Origin of the sequence: Streptomyces roseoverticillatus, assembly GCF_000719265.1 — a bacterium.
Taxonomy (GTDB): Bacteria; Actinomycetota; Actinomycetes; order Streptomycetales; family Streptomycetaceae; genus Streptomyces; species Streptomyces roseoverticillatus.
In genome coordinates this window covers 588134-603320 of sequence record NZ_JOFL01000006.1, presented here as the reverse complement: position 1 = coordinate 603320, position 15187 = coordinate 588134, and the positions used below count along the sequence as shown (strand labels likewise).

The 15187-nt window shown below is 71.3% G+C and carries 12 protein-coding genes; 6 read left to right on the top strand and 6 right to left on the bottom strand.

Going from position 1 to position 15187, the window contains the following annotated elements; genetic code table 11:
• Positions 1–313: 313 nt before the first annotated feature.
• Positions 314–1351: a GDP-mannose 4,6-dehydratase gene (locus IF61_RS0109915; protein WP_030365919.1), complete on the bottom strand. Its 1038-nt coding sequence runs from the start codon at positions 1349–1351 to the stop codon at positions 314–316.
• Between the two features lie 204 nt (positions 1352–1555).
• On the opposite strand from IF61_RS0109915, the gene IF61_RS0109910 reads away from it, so the two are divergent.
• Positions 1556–2794, top strand: a complete 1239-nt coding sequence (locus tag IF61_RS0109910; RefSeq protein WP_043188318.1) for a PP2C family protein-serine/threonine phosphatase — start codon at positions 1556–1558, stop codon at positions 2792–2794.
• A gap of 144 nt (positions 2795–2938) precedes the next feature.
• Here the strand turns inward: IF61_RS0109910 and IF61_RS0109905 are convergent, their stop codons facing one another.
• From IF61_RS0109905 to IF61_RS0109890, 3 genes are all read right to left on the bottom strand, one after another.
• A complete protein-coding gene (locus IF61_RS0109905) occupies positions 2939–3946 on the bottom strand; it encodes a JmjC domain-containing protein (protein WP_052392561.1) in 1008 nt (335 codons plus the stop codon).
• Between the two features lie 63 nt (positions 3947–4009).
• Complete coding sequence (locus IF61_RS0109900; RefSeq protein WP_030365916.1) at positions 4010–5056, bottom strand: cytochrome P450; 1047 nt, start codon at positions 5054–5056, stop codon at positions 4010–4012.
• A gap of 577 nt (positions 5057–5633) precedes the next feature.
• Positions 5634–8402 carry an AfsR/SARP family transcriptional regulator gene (locus tag IF61_RS0109890; RefSeq protein ID WP_030365915.1) on the bottom strand — a complete coding sequence of 923 codons (2769 nt, stop codon included), beginning with the start codon at positions 8400–8402 and terminating at the stop codon, positions 5634–5636.
• A 206-nt stretch (positions 8403–8608) separates the two neighbouring features.
• On the opposite strand from IF61_RS0109890, the gene IF61_RS0109885 reads away from it, so the two are divergent.
• The 3 genes from IF61_RS0109885 to IF61_RS0109875 all read left to right on the top strand — a co-directional run bounded on the left by IF61_RS0109885 (position 8609) and on the right by IF61_RS0109875 (position 10978).
• Positions 8609–9397: a phosphotransferase gene (locus IF61_RS0109885; protein WP_030365914.1), complete on the top strand. Its 789-nt coding sequence runs from the start codon at positions 8609–8611 to the stop codon at positions 9395–9397.
• Between the two features lie 103 nt (positions 9398–9500).
• A complete protein-coding gene (locus IF61_RS0109880) occupies positions 9501–10124 on the top strand; it encodes a TetR/AcrR family transcriptional regulator (protein WP_030365913.1) in 624 nt (207 codons plus the stop codon).
• A 32-nt stretch (positions 10125–10156) separates the two neighbouring features.
• Positions 10157–10978, top strand: coding sequence for an alpha/beta fold hydrolase (locus IF61_RS0109875; protein WP_211264853.1), 822 nt, complete (start codon positions 10157–10159; stop codon positions 10976–10978).
• Between the two features lie 73 nt (positions 10979–11051).
• Here IF61_RS0109875 and IF61_RS0109870 read toward each other — a convergent pair whose 3' ends face one another.
• Both IF61_RS0109870 and IF61_RS0109865 read right to left on the bottom strand, forming a co-directional pair.
• Positions 11052–11441: a hypothetical protein gene (locus IF61_RS0109870; RefSeq protein WP_157848580.1), complete on the bottom strand. Its 390-nt coding sequence runs from the start codon at positions 11439–11441 to the stop codon at positions 11052–11054.
• 129 nt (positions 11442–11570) lie between these two features.
• Entirely contained in the window at positions 11571–12464 is an 894-nt protein-coding gene (locus tag IF61_RS0109865) for a glycoside hydrolase family 19 protein (RefSeq protein ID WP_030365910.1), read from the bottom strand.
• Between the two features lie 382 nt (positions 12465–12846).
• Between IF61_RS0109865 and IF61_RS0109860 the strand changes: the two genes are divergently transcribed.
• Together IF61_RS0109860 and IF61_RS0109850 are read left to right on the top strand one after the other, a co-directional pair.
• Positions 12847–13269 carry a cysteine/serine endopeptidase inhibitor gene (locus tag IF61_RS0109860; RefSeq protein WP_030365909.1) on the top strand — a complete coding sequence of 141 codons (423 nt, stop codon included), beginning with the start codon at positions 12847–12849 and terminating at the stop codon, positions 13267–13269.
• Positions 13270–13993: 724 nt separating this feature from the next.
• Positions 13994–15169, top strand: coding sequence for a trypsin-like serine peptidase (locus IF61_RS0109850; protein ID WP_030365908.1), 1176 nt, complete (start codon positions 13994–13996; stop codon positions 15167–15169).
• Positions 15170–15187: the final 18 nt, after the last annotated feature.

The following is a 15187-nucleotide window of genomic DNA, read 5'->3' as shown; positions in this document are numbered from 1 at the left end:
CTTCGCCACGTTCAACTCAACCCATCTCAAGACCGACGGACAGCAGGGGATTTCGATGTGGGCATCCGGTACCCGGGACGGCTTTCCCACAGCGAATGAGTCATCTGGAGGCCCCGCACGGGGCACTGCTCGGCTTCCCTCACACCACGCGCCCAGTCTCGGCGGGCGTGTCCACGGAAACCCGTAGAGTCGGCCGGTCCCGGTCCCGGTCCAGGTCCAGGTCCCGGTTCCGGCCCTGGCTCCGGCTCCGGCTCCGGCTCCGGCTCCGGCTCCGGCTGCGCGATGGGGGTGAGCAGGTGTCTTCCGGCGAGCCCTACCAGCTCGCCGCGGCGAGCAGCTCGCCGTGGTCACGCTCGAGGCCGGCCTGCCGCAGGTCGGACTCCACCATCATCCGCATCAGTTCCTCGAAGCCGACCGCGGGCTCCCAGCCCAGCTCCCGGCGGGCGTCGCCGTAGTCGGCGCACAGCGTCTCGACCTCGGCGGGCCGCACCAGCGCCGGGTCCACCACCACGTGCTCCTCCCAGTCCAGGTCCGCGGCCTCGAAGGCGATGCGCGCGGCGTCCCGCACCGAGTGCATCCGGCCGGTGCCCACCACGTAGTCCCTGGGCTTGTCCTGTTGCAGCATCAGGTGCATCGCGCGGACGTAGTCCCCCGCGAAGCCCCAGTCGCGCACCGCGTCCAGGTTGCCGAGCAGCAGCTTGTCCTGCAGGCCCAGCTTGATCTGCGCCACCGCGAGGGAGATCTTCCGGGTCACGAACTCCGCACCGCGGCGGGGCGATTCGTGATTGAAGAGGATCCCCGAGACCCCGAACACCCCGTAGGACTCGCGGTAGTTCTGGGTGATGTAGTGGCCGTAGGCCTTGGCCACCCCGTAGGGGCTGCGCGGATGGAAGGAGGTCTGCTCGCTCTGCGGCGACTCCACCACCTTCCCGAACATCTCCGAGGAGGAGGCCTGGTAGAAGCGGATGTGGCCGTGGCCGTCGCCTCCGCCCGTGGACTTGCCCAGCCCGCTCACCATCCGGATCGCTTCGAGCATGCGCAGCACCCCGGTGCCGTTGACTTCGGTGACGAGCTCCGGTTGCTGCCAGGACATGGGCACGAAGGACACGGCCCCGAGGTTGTAGACCTCGTCCGGCTGCACCAGGTCCACGGCCGACACCAGGCTCCCCTGGTCCATCAAGTCGCCGTCCACGAAGGAGAGATCGGGTATCAGCTTGGCCACCCGGTCCTTGCGCGGGTTGGCCTGCCCTCGGGTCAGGCCCCACACCTGGTAGCCCTCGGCGAGCAGATGCTCGGCGAGGTAAGAGCCGTCCTGGCCGGTGATTCCGGTGATCAGCGCGCGCTTGGACATTCGGTCCCCTTTCACTGCCACGGACAAAGCCGGTCGAGGGCCGCAAGTCCTCACCCAACGGTCGGCAGGCTCACGGAATCACGGAGCGGGCTACGGAATTTCAGAGTCTTCGGGCGCGGGCAGCGGGCGTAACGGAGGGATCCGGCGCTACGACTCACCGTGATCAGTGGGATCGTGCCCGACATGAGAGCGGCCGGGATCGGTGTGAGACTGGGAACGGAAGGGGTGATCTCCGTGCCGGACCCGCCGCATGCGTCCGCCGGCTCCGACACCGCCGTCGACGAGAACCGGCTGGAAGAGCTGATCGCCGAGGCGCAGACGGCCCTGCCGTTCGAACTGCCCGACCTGGCGAACCGGTGCGCCTCGGCCCTCGGCCTGGGCACCGCGCTGGTCTACCTCGTCGACCTGCAGCAACAGCTCCTGATCCCGCTCGACGAGGCCTTGGAGCCGCTGCCGGTGGACCGTTCGCTGGCCGGCTGGGCGTACCGCACGGTCACTCCGCGAGTGGCCGATGCCGACGAAGACGTGATGGTCTGGATGCCCTTGGTCGACGGTGCGGAGCGGCTGGGCGTGCTGGGGGTGCGCATGCCCTCGCTCGACGGGGTGCGGATGCGCCGCAGCCGGATGCTGGCCTTTCTGTTCGCCATGCTGATCACCTCCAAGCGCACCTACAGCGACTGGCTCGCGGCCCGCGCCCGCACCGCGACCATGCGGCTGCCCACCGAGATGCTGCGGGCCTTCCTGCCGTCCCACACCATCGGCAGCAGCAGGTGCGTCTCGACCGCGGTCCTGGAGCCGGCGTACGACGTCGCCGGCGACGCCTTCGACCACTCGGTGGTCAAGGACGTACTGCACACCATGATCCTCGACTCCATGGGCCACGATCTGGTCGCCGGTCTGACCACGTCGGTCGCCATGGCGGCGGCGCGGAACGCCCGCCGCGGCGGTGGCGACCTGGCCGACATCGTCGGCTCCGTGGACCAGGCCCTCGCCCAGTGGCTGCCCGACCACTTCTGCACCGGCGTGCTGTGCCGGCTCGACGCGCTCACCGGGGTGCTGCGCTGGGTCAACTGCGGTCATCCCCCACCGCTGCTGATCCGGGCCGAGCGGGTGCTGGGCGGGGTGCTGGACAGCCCTCCGCAGCCGCCGATCGGCCTGGCGGGCCAGCTCGTCCCGGCAACCCGGCAGGTTCACGAGACGACACTGGAACCGGGCGACTGCGTCCTGCTCTACACCGACGGCGTCGTGGAAGCCCGCGACGCGGACGGTGCGGAGTTCGGCCTGGACCGGTTCACCGACTTCATCATCCGCTCCTCCGCCGCCGGCCAGCGCCCTGCCGAGGTCCTCCGGCTGCTCATCCACGCCATCCTCGACTACCAGCGCAACCAGCTGCGGGACGACGCGACCATCCTGCTCTTCGAATGGCGCCCGCAGTTCTGGTAGCCGGTATCGAGCTGAGCATCCGAACGGTCCCCCGCCGAACCGCCCGGCCCGGCCGTCTCGCGTCACGCCGTCGGCGGACACGAGCTCCCGGCCCCGCCCCAGGGCGGTGGCTCCGCCGTCGGCCGCCAACGCCATGGCTGTGCGTCAGCGCGCGCTGCGTGCCGCGTCGCGCAACCGGCGCCACGTGCGGCTGACGGACGCCGGCCCGGCACGCCCGGCGCCGGCTCCGCCGTCCGGCCAGTTCCGGGCCGTCTCGGCGAACGTCTCCGTCTGCGGCGTCGCGACCGGCTGCCTCGCCTGCGCGGCCCGTGCGGCGGCCAGCAGGTCCTCCGGTGCGATCGTGTCGAGCCTCGCCCGGGCGTGGCTGAGCAGCGTGGCGCAGGCGTCGGCGATCGCCGTCTCGCCGAGCGGGCGCGCCGGGAGGTCCAGCCCTTCGGACAACTGCTGCTCCAGGGCCGTGCGCAGGTCCTGCAGGGAGACGTCGCGGATCGTCAGCGACAGGTGGGCGGACAGTCCGGCGGCGCCCACCGCGCGGTGCGCGAAGCCGCGCGGGACGTAGAGCACGCTGCCGGGCTCGAGGACGCTGTGCAGGAGCAGCGGGGAGCGTTCGTCGTCCGGGAGCTCTCCCAGCGACCAGTCCGCCACCGCCGGTGCGTCGTGGACGTACCAGGTCTTGCGTCCGGCCGCCTGGAGGACGAACACGTCGGCGTCGTCACGGTGCACCGCGAGCCCCTGACCGCCGGCGGGTGTGACGAAGAAGAATGCCTCCACGCGGCGGCCGAGCTCCTCGGTCAACCGCGCCACCAGGTCGCCCGTCGGGCGGTGCCACTGATCGACGCAGCGCAGGAGCAGCGTCGCCCCTGAGCGCAGGAGTGCGACGACTTTCGCGCGGTCGGCGAAGCCATGGTGCGTCGTGCCGTTGACCACGCGTGATGTGGTGTAGGCAGCGGGCGGGACGACGACCTTGTCGGAGCGGACCATCTCCAGGTAGGGGGTGCGCAGCAGTCCTCCGTCGAAGGCGGCGTCCAGCTCGTCGAGGCCGAACGGCGAGGCGAGCGTCTCCGGCGTGAAGACGGCGGGCTCGCGCTGCCACTGGCGGCCGGTGAAGCTCGTGACGTCGCCGACCCAGCCGGCCAGCGTGGGCGATTCCATGGTGTTTCCCGTGGTGTCAGGGTGTTCGGTGCTCGCGGCGGGAGGCGGGCGGCGTGGCGCCGGTCACGCCCCGGTTGCCGCGTCGAACCGCACGGAGAGCAGGGAGCGCAGGGGGACCTCCGCGTCCCGCTGCGGGCTGCGGATGACGAGCCGGTTGTCGAAGGCGACGGTCAGCAGGCGCTCGGCCAGGGGCACGACCAGGTGCTTGGCCCAGCAGCGGGCACCGTCGAAGCCGAACGGCATGAACCCGGGCGTCTTCTCCGGGTCCGCCACCCCGGCCCACCGCTCGGGCCGGAACTCCAGGGGGTCGGACCAGTAGTCCGGATGACGGTGCATCAGGAGTGGGAAGAGCGCGACGTTGTCCGTGGGACGGATCTCGGGGTGCAGTCCGGTGTACGCGTCCCCGCCCTTGCGATACAGCATCCACGCGGGCGGGAGGAGCCGCAGCGTCTCCCACAGGACCGTGGTGAGATCGGCGCGGGCTCCCTCTTCCTCCCGTGCCGGCCCCATGAGCCACAGGGCGTTGCCGGCCAGGGCGGCCACGCCGTCGCAGAGGGTGGCCGTCGCTCGCCGGTACAGCGCGATGGCCTGTTTCCTGTCCCGGGTGCCGGAAGCGCCGCGTATCTGCTCGGCCAGCGCGGTGCACCCGCCCCCGGCAGGGGATCCGGGCCAGACGGTGACGGCGCGGTCGACGATCCGGGAGAGCGTGTCGGAGCGCGTGACGCCGCGTTTCGACAACAGGGAGACCGGCAGGGGGTCGGACGAGAAGAGCCACCGCCTCAGGTAGGAGGTGGGCGCGTAGGGCCAGGCGCCGGAGAGCCCGCGCGCCGGGGGCGGCGGAGTCCGGATGCCCGCCATGACGTCCTGCCCCAGCGCGCGGATCGTCCGTGTCGCGCTGTCGTGGTGGATCTCGGCCCCTGCGGCGGGCTTGTAGACCGAGCGCTCCGTCGCCAGCACGGGGCGCGCGGCGACGATCTCGGCCATCAGGTCGCAGTCGGAGACGCCGACCGTGGTCGCGTCGATCCGGAACACTTTCTCTTCTCTGGCCAGCAGTTCCTGAATCCGCGGGGCGTACACGACGGAATGGCCGCGCACTGCCGCCGGTGCCATTTCTTCCACGAGAATCCCGTCTCCATTGACCTGGCGATGCATTGCGTTCCCCCGCGGCAGGCGGAGAGCAGCGCCGGCGGAGGCAGCGGCACGGCCGCGGCCTCCGCCGGCGGCGGTGCGTCAGATGACGTGCAGCACCCACGCGTGGTTGGCGAGGTCCTCGTCCTTCTTGAACCGCTTCACAAACGCCTTGACCATCTTCATGGTTCCTCCATTCCCAGGATTACGGGCACGACGAAACAGGAGTGCCCGCACCATCATTGAAATTCGGCTTTCCGGTCGGGAAACCGAACGACTTCATCCAAACCCGGACCCTAACCAAAAGCGCGGGGCCCCCGGGTAAAGATGTGGATCTCGCGGTGCGTTCCCGCGATCCGTTCATCTTTGCCCGGCCCGCTGATGTTCCGCTCACGTTCGGCTGATGTCCCGCTCACGTCCGGCGGCGTTCCCCTTCGGGGCCGTCAGCCGCGCCGGCGCCGCGCCGCACCACGCCCAGGAGCCCACGGACCGGTGTTCCGTCCACGCGCGTCCCACGGCCCCGCCTCCCTCGCCACCCCGCCGCCCCACCGACGCGCGGTCACGGACGGGCCGTGAGCCGCCCCAGCGCCGCGTCGTACCGTGCCCGGAACCCCTCGTCCGCCGACACCCGCAGCAGCGCACCGAGTGCCCGTACCTCTCCGTCCTCGTAGCCGGACGACTCCGCCAGCCGGGCCGCCAGGTCGAGCTGACGGATGCCCTCGGCCTCGTCGCCGAGCCCGAGCAGCGCCTCTCCCTTCACCATGAGCAGCAGCATCCGGGGCACGTCGGCCGTGGGCGACCGGTCGTCGAAGGCGAGGGCCTCGGTCGCCGTGTCGAGGGCCGGGCGCCATTCGCCGGCGTCGACCCGGTGCCGGGCGAGGTGCTGCAGGGCCAGTCGCTCGATGGTCCGGTCGCCGGCCTCGCGGGCCAGTTCCACCGCCCGCTCGCATCCCTCCGCCGCCTCGTCCGGGGCGCCGAGCGCCGCTTGCGCCATGGCCAGGACGATCAGCGCGTTCGCCTCGGCGTTCAGGTCGCCCGCCCGGGAGGCGAGCGCGGAGGCGGCCCCCATGCGGGTCAGCGCCTCCTCGACGCGCCCTTCCTCGATCAGCACCCAGCCGAGCACGTTCAGCACCCGCGACTCGCCGTACTGATCGGCGTCGGCCCGTGCCGCCTCGAGCCCGGTCTCCAGGAGCGGGACCCAGCCGTCCCGCACGCGCCACACGATCAGCGGCCACAGCGTCAGGACGATCCGCCAGATCCTGCCGTGCAGTCCGGCGGCGCGCGCCGCGGCCACCGCCTGCACGAGGTCGTCCCGCTCGGCCGCGTACCAGGCCACGGCGGCGGACCGGTCACCGAACTCCCGTACGGCGGCGGGCGGCAGGAAGTCCGCCGGCAGCGGGAAGCAATCCTCGTTGCCGGGCTCGGCCGCCGCCACGGCCGCGAGGGCCGTGACGATGTAGTGGTCGAGCAGGCGCTTGAGCGCGTCGGGCCCGGCGTCCAGGCCACGGGCGTAGAGCCGTACGAGGTCGTGCAGTGTCCAGCGGCCGGGCGCCGTCTCCGTGACGAGGTGTGCGACGGCCAGCCGCTCCAGGGCGGTCTCGGCGACTGCCGGGTCCGTGCCCGCCAGGGCCGCCGCCGCGTACCGGTCGACGTGCGTGCCGGGGTGGCGGCCGAGATGGGCGAACTGACGGGAGACGTGCCCGGGGAGCTGCTGCAGCGTCAGGCGCAGCGCCGCTCGTACGCCGGTGTCCTCCACGTCCAGCAGGCTCAGCCGGCGCGTCTCGTCGGACAGCTCGGCGGTCATCGCGCCCAGCGACCAGCCGGGCCGTTGCACCAGTCTGGCGGCGGCCACCCGGAGCGCGAGCGGCAGCCCGCCGCACAGCTCGGCCAGCCGTCGCGCGGCCACCGGCTCCGCGAGCACCCGTTCCGTGCCGAGCACACCGGCGAGGAGCGCCGTGCCGTCCTCCGGCCCGAGCACGTCCACGGGAACGGAACGGGCGGCGTCGGTGACGATCAGCCCCGGCAGCCGGTGTCTGCTGGTGACGACGGTGACGCAGTGGGGACCGCCCGGCAGGAGCGGCCTGACCTGCTCGGAGTCGCGCGCGTTGTCGAGCACCACGAGGAGCTGACGGCCGGCGGCGAGCGACCTGAACAGCGCGGCCGCGCCGTTCGCCGACTCCGGTATCCGGTGCTGCGCGACACCGAGCGCCGGCAGGAAATCGCGCAGCACCTCGATGAGGGCCGGCTCGCCCGTGTCGCTGAAGCCGCGCAGGTCGGCGTAGAGCCGCCCGTCGGGGAATCCGGCGCGGCCGTGGTGTGCCCAATGCAACACGAGGGCCGTCTTCCCGACCCCGGCGGGCCCGGTGACCAGACAGACGGGCGCCTCGCCCGCGGTGGCCCGGGACAGGGCGGCGAGCTCCGCCGCCCGCCCGTGGAAGCCGCGCGGCGCGCGCGGCAGCAGATCGGGCGCACCGGCATGGGGAACGGCGGCCGGTACGGGGGCGGGGAGCGGGGCGTGCGCCGCGGTGGCCGGGCACGGATCCGGAACCGCGGTGGCGGCCGTCGTCCTGTCACCCGATACGTCTCCCTCCCCGCCGCGCAAGGCGAAGGCGTAGGCGTCCGCCAGTTCCCGGCCCGGGTCCACGCCCAGTTCGTCGGCGAGCAACCGCCGGGTGCGATGGAACCAGTCGAGCGCCTCCGAGCGGCGGCCCGCCCTCTGGAGCGCCCCCATGAGGGCGGCGGACAGCGATTCGCGCAGCGGATGGGCGCATGCCTCCGCGCGGAGCACGGCGGCGGCCCGGGCGTGCTCGCCCAGCCGGGTGTAACCGCAGGCCAGCTGTTCCACCGAAGCCAGCCGGAGCTCCTCCAGCGCGTGCGCGGCGGCCTGGAGGGGCGGACTCGGATACGCGTCGGCCAGCGCGGGCCCCCGCCACAGCGACAGCGCCTCCTGGTACGTCGCCACGGCATCGGCCGGGGCGCGCTGCTCTCGGGCCAGGGCCACCAGCTCTTCGAAGCGGTGCGCGTCCAGCAGCGTCTCGGGCATCCGCAGGACGTAGCCCGCGCCCTGGGTGATCAGCTCGGCCCCGTACGTCCCGGCGCCGGCGGCCGTCAGCAAGCTCCGCAGCCTCGACACGTGGCCCTGGATGACTCCGCGGGCGTGGAGCGGCGGTTCATGGTCCCAGAGAGCCGCCGTCAGCTGCTCGACCGAGAGCGGGTAGTTGGGCCTCAGCAACAGTGCGGCGAGCAGGCTGCGCCGTTTGGCGGGGCCGAGCGGGATGTCGCCGGTCTCGGTGCAGATCGCCACCGTGCCGAGCAGCCGGAATTCCACGGATCCAAAGCCTCCTCGTAAGAAAGAACCAGGATGCCGGAGTCCCGGGGGCACCAAACGCCCCGGACGCGCCTGCGCCGCAGGCCGGGGCTTTCAGGCACCCCGTCGACACCCCGTCGTCGGCAGGGTCGCTTCGCAATCCGCCGGCACGCGGGGCCCCGGAAAATGCAGCTGCGCGAGCGGGCGGGCCGCGCTAGAACCGACTCATGGACGACGAGGAGCGTTTGCCCGGCGGCAGGACGGTGGGAGCGGTGCGCCGCGGTGACGCGGTCCACCGGCCCGTCCAGCCGTGGACCCCCGCAGTGCACGCGCTGCTGCGCCATCTGGAGGCGGTCGGGCTGGAGGGCGTGCCCCGGGTCCTGGGGGTGGACGGCCAAGGGCGTGAGGTCCTGACCCGTCTCGACGGCGAGACGGCGGGCGAAGACCTTCCCTGGCCCGCCTGGGTGTACTCGACGACCGCGCTGGAGGACGTGGGCCGGTGGGCCCGGAGGCTGCACGACGCGACCCGGTCGTTCGTCCCGCAACAGGATGCGCGCTGGCTCGCCGGGCAGTCGTGGCGGCCCGGTCTGGTCATCGGCCACCATGACGCCGCCCCGTGGAACGCGGTCCGGCGCGAAGGGCGCGTGGCGGGCTTCTTCGACTGGGACACCGCCGGCCCGTCAACGCGTGAGTTCGACCTGGCCTTCATGGCGTTGACCTGGGTTCCCCTGCACGCGCGCCGGCTTGCCGAGCGGACCGGCTTCACCGCCTTCGAAGACCGCTCCCGGCGGCTGCACCTGCTGCTCGACGCCTACGGGTACGAAGGCGACCGCTCGGCGTTCGGAACCGTGGTGGCCGCGCGGGCCAGGACCAACGCGGAGGTCATCCGCCGCATGGCCGCCGACGGCGACCCGGTCTACACGGCGCTGGAGCCGGTTGCCGCCGACCTGGACCAGGCCGCCCGCGAAGTCGGCATGCTGCCCGCCTCCTTCTGGTCCTCCCCAAGGGCCGGGTAGCGGCTTTCCGTCCCAGCGGTCTGCGCCGCCACAGCACTTGCCCCCGTTCAGAGACCTCTCTAAATTTAGAGGTCTCTCTAAGTTTCCACGAAAGGGGGCGCGCATGCAGACGGCCGAAGGAGGGCTGCGTGAGCAGCACAAGGCCCGGCGACGGATCCGGATCCTCGAAGCGACGCGCGAACTCCTGCGGGACAACCCGGAATCAGTGATCAGTACGGAGCGGATCGCCGAGCGGGCGGAGGTCGCCCCGGCCACTGTCTACAACCTGATCGGACCGCGCGAGAAGATCTGGGAGGCGCTGGCCGCCGGGTTCACGGACGAACTCGAACACCGCCTGATGGCGCTGGGAGCCGGTGACCCGCGTGAGGTCGTCCGGTCGACCGTCCATCTCTTCGTGAGCGACCCGGTCGTGTCGCGCCGCATGGTGCGCGAGTGGGAGGAGAGCGGCCTCGTGCTCGACCGCAGTCCCCTCACCCAGCTCCGCCGGGCGATGGCCGGGGCGCAGGCACAGGGCATCCTGCGCGCCGACGTCAATACTGACGCGTTGGCCGCCGTTGTCGGCACCTCGTGCGTGGGCGCACTGCATCAGTGGGTCGCCGCCCTGATAGACGACGACCGGTTCCTCGCGCGTGCTCTGTTCGCACTGGACGTCGTGCTCGCCGCGGCGGCCGCGGACCCCCACCGCGACCAGCTGCTGGCGCCGCTGCGGACCCGAGGCACGGGATGACGGCCGGCGCACCGTCACGGCCCCGAACCTTCGTGGGCCATGGCGGGATCCTGCTCGCGGCCGACATGTGGGGCGAGGCGTCCTCGCCACCTCTTGTCCTGCTGCACGGCGGCGGCCAGACACGACACGCCTGGGACCGGGCCGGCCCCCGGCTGGCCACGCTGGGGTGGCGGGTCATCGCTCCGGACCTGCGCGGGCACGGCACCAGCGAATGGTCAGCCGACGGAGACTACGACCTCGGCCTGTTCGCCGGGGACGTCCGGGCACTCGTCGCCGAACTCGGCGACCGCCCGCTGCTCGTCGGAGCCTCGCTCGGCGGTCTGAGTTCGCTGCTCGCCGCCGGAGAGGCGCCCCGGGCGGCGGTTCGCGGCCTGGTGCTCGTCGACGTCGCCCATCGACCGGATCCCTGCGGAGTTCGCCGGATCCTCGAGTTCATGCGCTGTCGGCCGGACGGATTCGCCGGCGTCGAGGACGCGGCCGCGGCGGTCTCCGCCTACCTGCCGCGTCGCACGCGACCGGACGACCCCGAGAGACTACGCAACAATCTGCGACGCCGCGGCGATCGCTGGTTCTGGCACTGGGACCCCCGGATACTGGACAGCTTCGAGGGCCGGATAGACCCGCCCGGCAGGGCGGAGCGTCTCCTGGACGCCGCCCACCACGCCGACGTGCCGATCCTGCTCGTCCGCGGCGGGCTCAGCGACGTGGTGCGCGAGGACATCGCCGAGGAGTTCTGCGACAGGGTTCCCCACGCGCGGTACGTCGATGTGGCCGACGCCGGGCACATGGTGGCCGGTGACCGGAACGAGCCCTTCATCGATGCGCTCGTCCCGTTCCTGGAAGGCCTTGAGTGAGCGGCGAACCACACTCTGCTCCGCCTCGGCCTTACACATGGCAATGCCCCCTCATACGAGGGGGCATTGTGGGCTATTTGGCGCGTATCTTGCGACCCTTCGGCGGCTCGCATTCCCGCGCGGCCGCTATAAAGGGCTTGAGCGCATCATGGAGCTCGTTCAGCGAGTCGGGCCCGAGCTCGATCTGGTAATACTGGACAGATGGGACCAGCCTGGTTTCGAATTCGCTGCTTTCGTCCTCGTCGTCCTTCGCGGCCCCAACCCGCACTTCCATACCGGGGACTGCGAACGTGTGCAGATGGACGTCCCCCGTCACGGTCGGATCAAGGTCGTCGTAAGCTTCTACCTTCACCCATGTCTCCTGGGTGACGGACTGGTCCCCCACTGTCAATGTTCTGCCTCCCTTCCGCACGCCCGGCTCGCCTTGCCGTGATTCGTCTACCTCAATGAATCTGGTGCCCATCAGCGCCCCTTCCCAAGAACAGCCAAAGCCTAGCTGCTGCCGGGGAGTTACACTCAATCGGGAAGACGTCAGGAGGCCCTGCTGTTCCCGGGCCCCCAGCCGTCGCCGTCATAGACCTGCCGGCCGGACTCAGCAGTAGAGGTTGCCGCCCGGAGCCGTACCCAGCATCTGGGCGAATCGCTGGTAGCTGTTCACCCGGCTCTGCACCTGGGCGGGGTTGCGGCCGTCACACTCCACGGCGCCGTTGATGCTGCGGATGGTCTCCCCGAATCCGCGGCTGTTGACCATCGCGTCATGCGGCGTCATGGTGCCGGGGCCGCGCTGGGTGTTCCAGTACCACAGGGCGGTTTTCCAGGAGACGGCCGCGTCGGTCTGGACGAGCGACGGATTGTTCAGCAGGTTGATTCCGAGGGCGTCGCCCGCCGCCTTGTAGTTGAAGTTCCAGCTGAGCTGGAGCGGACCGCGGCCGTAATAGGCGGCCTGACCGGCCGGGCAACCATAGGGCTGGTTCCCGTCACAGTAGTGGGGATAGTTGGCCGTGTTCTGCTCCACGATGTGGACCAGGCCCCCGGTCTCGTGGTCGACGTTGGCCAGGAAGGCGGCGGCCTCCTGCCGCCTGACCTGGTCACTGCCGGTGCCGGCGAATCCCGGGTACGCGGCCAGCGCCGCGATCAGCCCGTTGTACGTGTAGAAGGCGTTCCGGCCCGGGAACATCTGCTGGAACTGGGCCTCCGTCACGGGAAACTTTCCGGCCCCCGGGGTCCCGCCTCCCTGGCAGGTATACGGGTCCCAGTACCACGTGCTGATGAGCGGGTCGTAGCCGGGATTGTCGTGCTCGGCGACGTAGTACTTGCCGTCCGTGTACCGGACGACCGTGCCCGCCGGATACCAGGTGCCGGCCGTCCAATTGGACGCGTTGTCGCACGGGCCGGCGGCGCTCGCCGTGCCGGACGGCACGAGGAGGGCCGCACCGACCAGAGCCAGTACGGCCAGCAGCAGGGTGACGAAGCGGTTTCTTCTCACGGCGGCTCCTGTGGGGTCGGATCGCTGAGGTGGCACTCGCTTGCTTAAGGCGCGACGGGGCCGGAGGGAAGGCGCTGCGGCCGTCGCCCTTGCGCAGTGAATAACTCTTCAACATCGTTGTCAACGACATGCATCATGGGCGGCCAAACCAGGTGCATTTGGCAATCGGTTCCGGACAACTGTCGCTGCAGGGACTTGCGTCCGCGTCGTCCCGCATGGCACTCATGGACCGAAAGCCGGACGCGTGCCGAAGAAATGCCGCTGTCCTTCATCTTCCTGACCGGCGAGCCGTGACGGCTCCGTGATGCCGGTTTCCGGGGCGCTCGCTCCACGGGTCCGTGGAGTACACCCGCCCGCCATTACTCCCGAACGAGGAGAGACCATGCGTGGAAGCAGAGCTGTGCGCTCCGCGGCCGTCGTCCTGGCCGCCGCGGCCACCGGAATTGCCGTCGCCGCGGGACCGGCGGCCGCCGACGTTCCGATCGGCCAGCCGGTGAACGGAAAGATGACCTACTACACCGACAAGGGGTACGGCGCCTGCGGGACGGCCATCGACGCGAACTCCCAGGACCTGGTCGCGGTCTCGCCCTCGTGGTGGACCTCCGCCAATCCCAACAACGACCCGCTCTGCCAGGGCATATCGGTCGAGGTCAGCTACAACGGCAAGACCATCAGGGTGCCCGTCAGGGACAAGTGCCTCTCGTGCGACCGCACCCACATCGACCTCGGCCGGCCGGCCTTCCAGAAGCTGGCACCACTCGACCGGGGCGTGGTCAACGGCATCACCTGGAAGTTCGTGCGCTGAGCCCGGGCCCGTTGAGCCCTGCGTCCCGCTGAGCCCTGTGTCCCGCGGATCCGGAACCCCGCGGGACACAGCCGCGGAGGCAGCGCCATCCCGGGTTCCAGATACCGGATGCCGCGTGCTGGTTGCGCGCGTCCGTTCCGCGGCATCCGCCCGGGACGTACGGGGCATGTGGACGCGAACGATCATGCTGGCCCGGCCCGGCAGGAGCCGGTCCGCCCCCCTCATCCCGACCGTCCTTCGCCCCGGCCTGGCCACGACCGTGACCTACGCGGTCACCCGCCGCGACTTGCGTGGCAAGACGGAGTGGCACACCTGCGCCAGTGGCCCAAGTAGGCCGCCCCCTCGTATGGCGCGGAGCCGACCGCTGCGATGAGATTCCCGGTGTCCGGTCGAACCACCGTTCCCTGGCACCCCGCCCAACGCGAGGACTCCGATGAGATCAGTCCTGCCCTCTTGGCTCATGTCTCCCGGCTTCCCTTCCTCCGGCCGCCTCGTGCGCGGGGGCGGTGGATGCCGTGGCTGTCGTCGTCGCCGCAGTGGCCGTTGCGGTTCTCGTTCCGCCGGGTCTGCCGTTGCCTGCCGGGCACAGGGCCTCATGGACCACGGCCCGCGCCCGGAAGCGGCCTTCGCCTCCGCCGCCTGACCCGCCCGCAGCAACCCCGGAAACCCTTCGAAGGGAAAGACGATGTCCCTCGGGAAATGGTCAAGACGTACGAGAACGAGCGTGCTCGGCGCGCTCGGGCTGATGGCCGCACTGCTCACAGCGGCGCCGCCCGCCAGTGCCGCCGTGCCGGCCTTCGAGCTGCGTCCGCTGGTCCCGGCCGGCGCGGACTACGACCAGCGGCTCAGGGCCGAGGTCGAGTACTGGACCCTGGACAAGATGGCCGCCGCCGGCCTCAACCACGAGGACCAGGACGCGGCCCCGCCACCGGGAGGCTGGGACGACCTCAGCAAGCCGTGGCCGCGGAAGGCCGGGCTGATCTCCCGCACCGCCGGCAAGATCTTCCTGGAGACCAAGGACCTGGACAACGGCACCGTCGCCCGGTCCGCCTGCTCCGGCAACGTGGTCGCCGGCGCCAACGAAAGCACCGTGCTCACGGCCGCACACTGCGTGCGCGTCCACACCCCCTTCGGCCTGGGGTGGGGAAACACGGTCGTCACCAACATGGTCTTCGTGCCGGGGTTCAACGGGGCGAACCTGCCCCGCCGCACCACCAGCACCGCACTTCCCGGCAAGGACATCGCGCCGTACGGGGTCTGGGGCGTGACGCGCGAGTTCTTCACCAACACCTGGAGTCAGAGCGCCGACTGGATGCTCGGGCACGACATGGCCGCGATCCTGGTGGACAACCCCGCCGAGCCGCGGCCGATCGCCCAGGTCACCGGCGCACAGCGGATCGCCTTCGACCAGCCGCAGAACCAGCGGCACCACATCTTCGGCTACCCCACCATCAATGAGCGCAACTACTACCGTCCCGGCAATGTGTCCTCGGCCCTCCAGCGCACCTTCGACGGCCGTTCCCTGATGGTGGCGCAGGGCACCTCCTGGGCGGACCCGGTCTACTACAGCGACGTGATGCGCGGCGCGCTGTCACCGGGAACCAGCGGCGGCCCCCTGCTGGGCGGCTTCGACCCCGCCACCGGCGAGGGCGTCCAGGTCGGGGTCTTCTCCCGCTACGACGACCCGGGGCAGATCATCGGCATCCTCGGCTGGCTGCAGGGCCCCAACCTGAGCTCCACCCACCTCGGTGCCGAAGAGCAGGCCGTCTACGACTTCGCCCAGTCGGCCGACCCGGCGGGCGGACCGTCGTCAGCCAGCGCGCGCACGTCTTCCGCACGCACGCCCTCCGCGCACAAGGCCGCGTCCGCAGTCGCCGCGCCCCACGGCGCGAAGGGGTGACGTTCGTACACGGGGCTG

Coding starts and splice junctions, on each gene's coding strand:
- IF61_RS0109880 (WP_030365913.1), top strand. CDS start 9,501: ATGCAGACGGCCGAAGGAGGGCTGCGTGAGCAGCACAAGGCCCGGCGA.
- IF61_RS0109885 (WP_030365914.1), top strand. CDS start 8,609: ATGGACGACGAGGAGCGTTTGCCCGGCGGCAGGACGGTGGGAGCGGTG.
- IF61_RS0109915 (WP_030365919.1), bottom strand. CDS start 1,351: ATGTCCAAGCGCGCGCTGATCACCGGAATCACCGGCCAGGACGGCTCT.
- IF61_RS0109870 (WP_157848580.1), bottom strand. CDS start 11,441: ATGGGCACCAGATTCATTGAGGTAGACGAATCACGGCAAGGCGAGCCG.
- IF61_RS0109860 (WP_030365909.1), top strand. CDS start 12,847: ATGCGTGGAAGCAGAGCTGTGCGCTCCGCGGCCGTCGTCCTGGCCGCC.
- IF61_RS0109905 (WP_052392561.1), bottom strand. CDS start 3,946: ATGGAATCGCCCACGCTGGCCGGCTGGGTCGGCGACGTCACGAGCTTC.
- IF61_RS0109900 (WP_030365916.1), bottom strand. CDS start 5,056: ATGGCACCGGCGGCAGTGCGCGGCCATTCCGTCGTGTACGCCCCGCGG.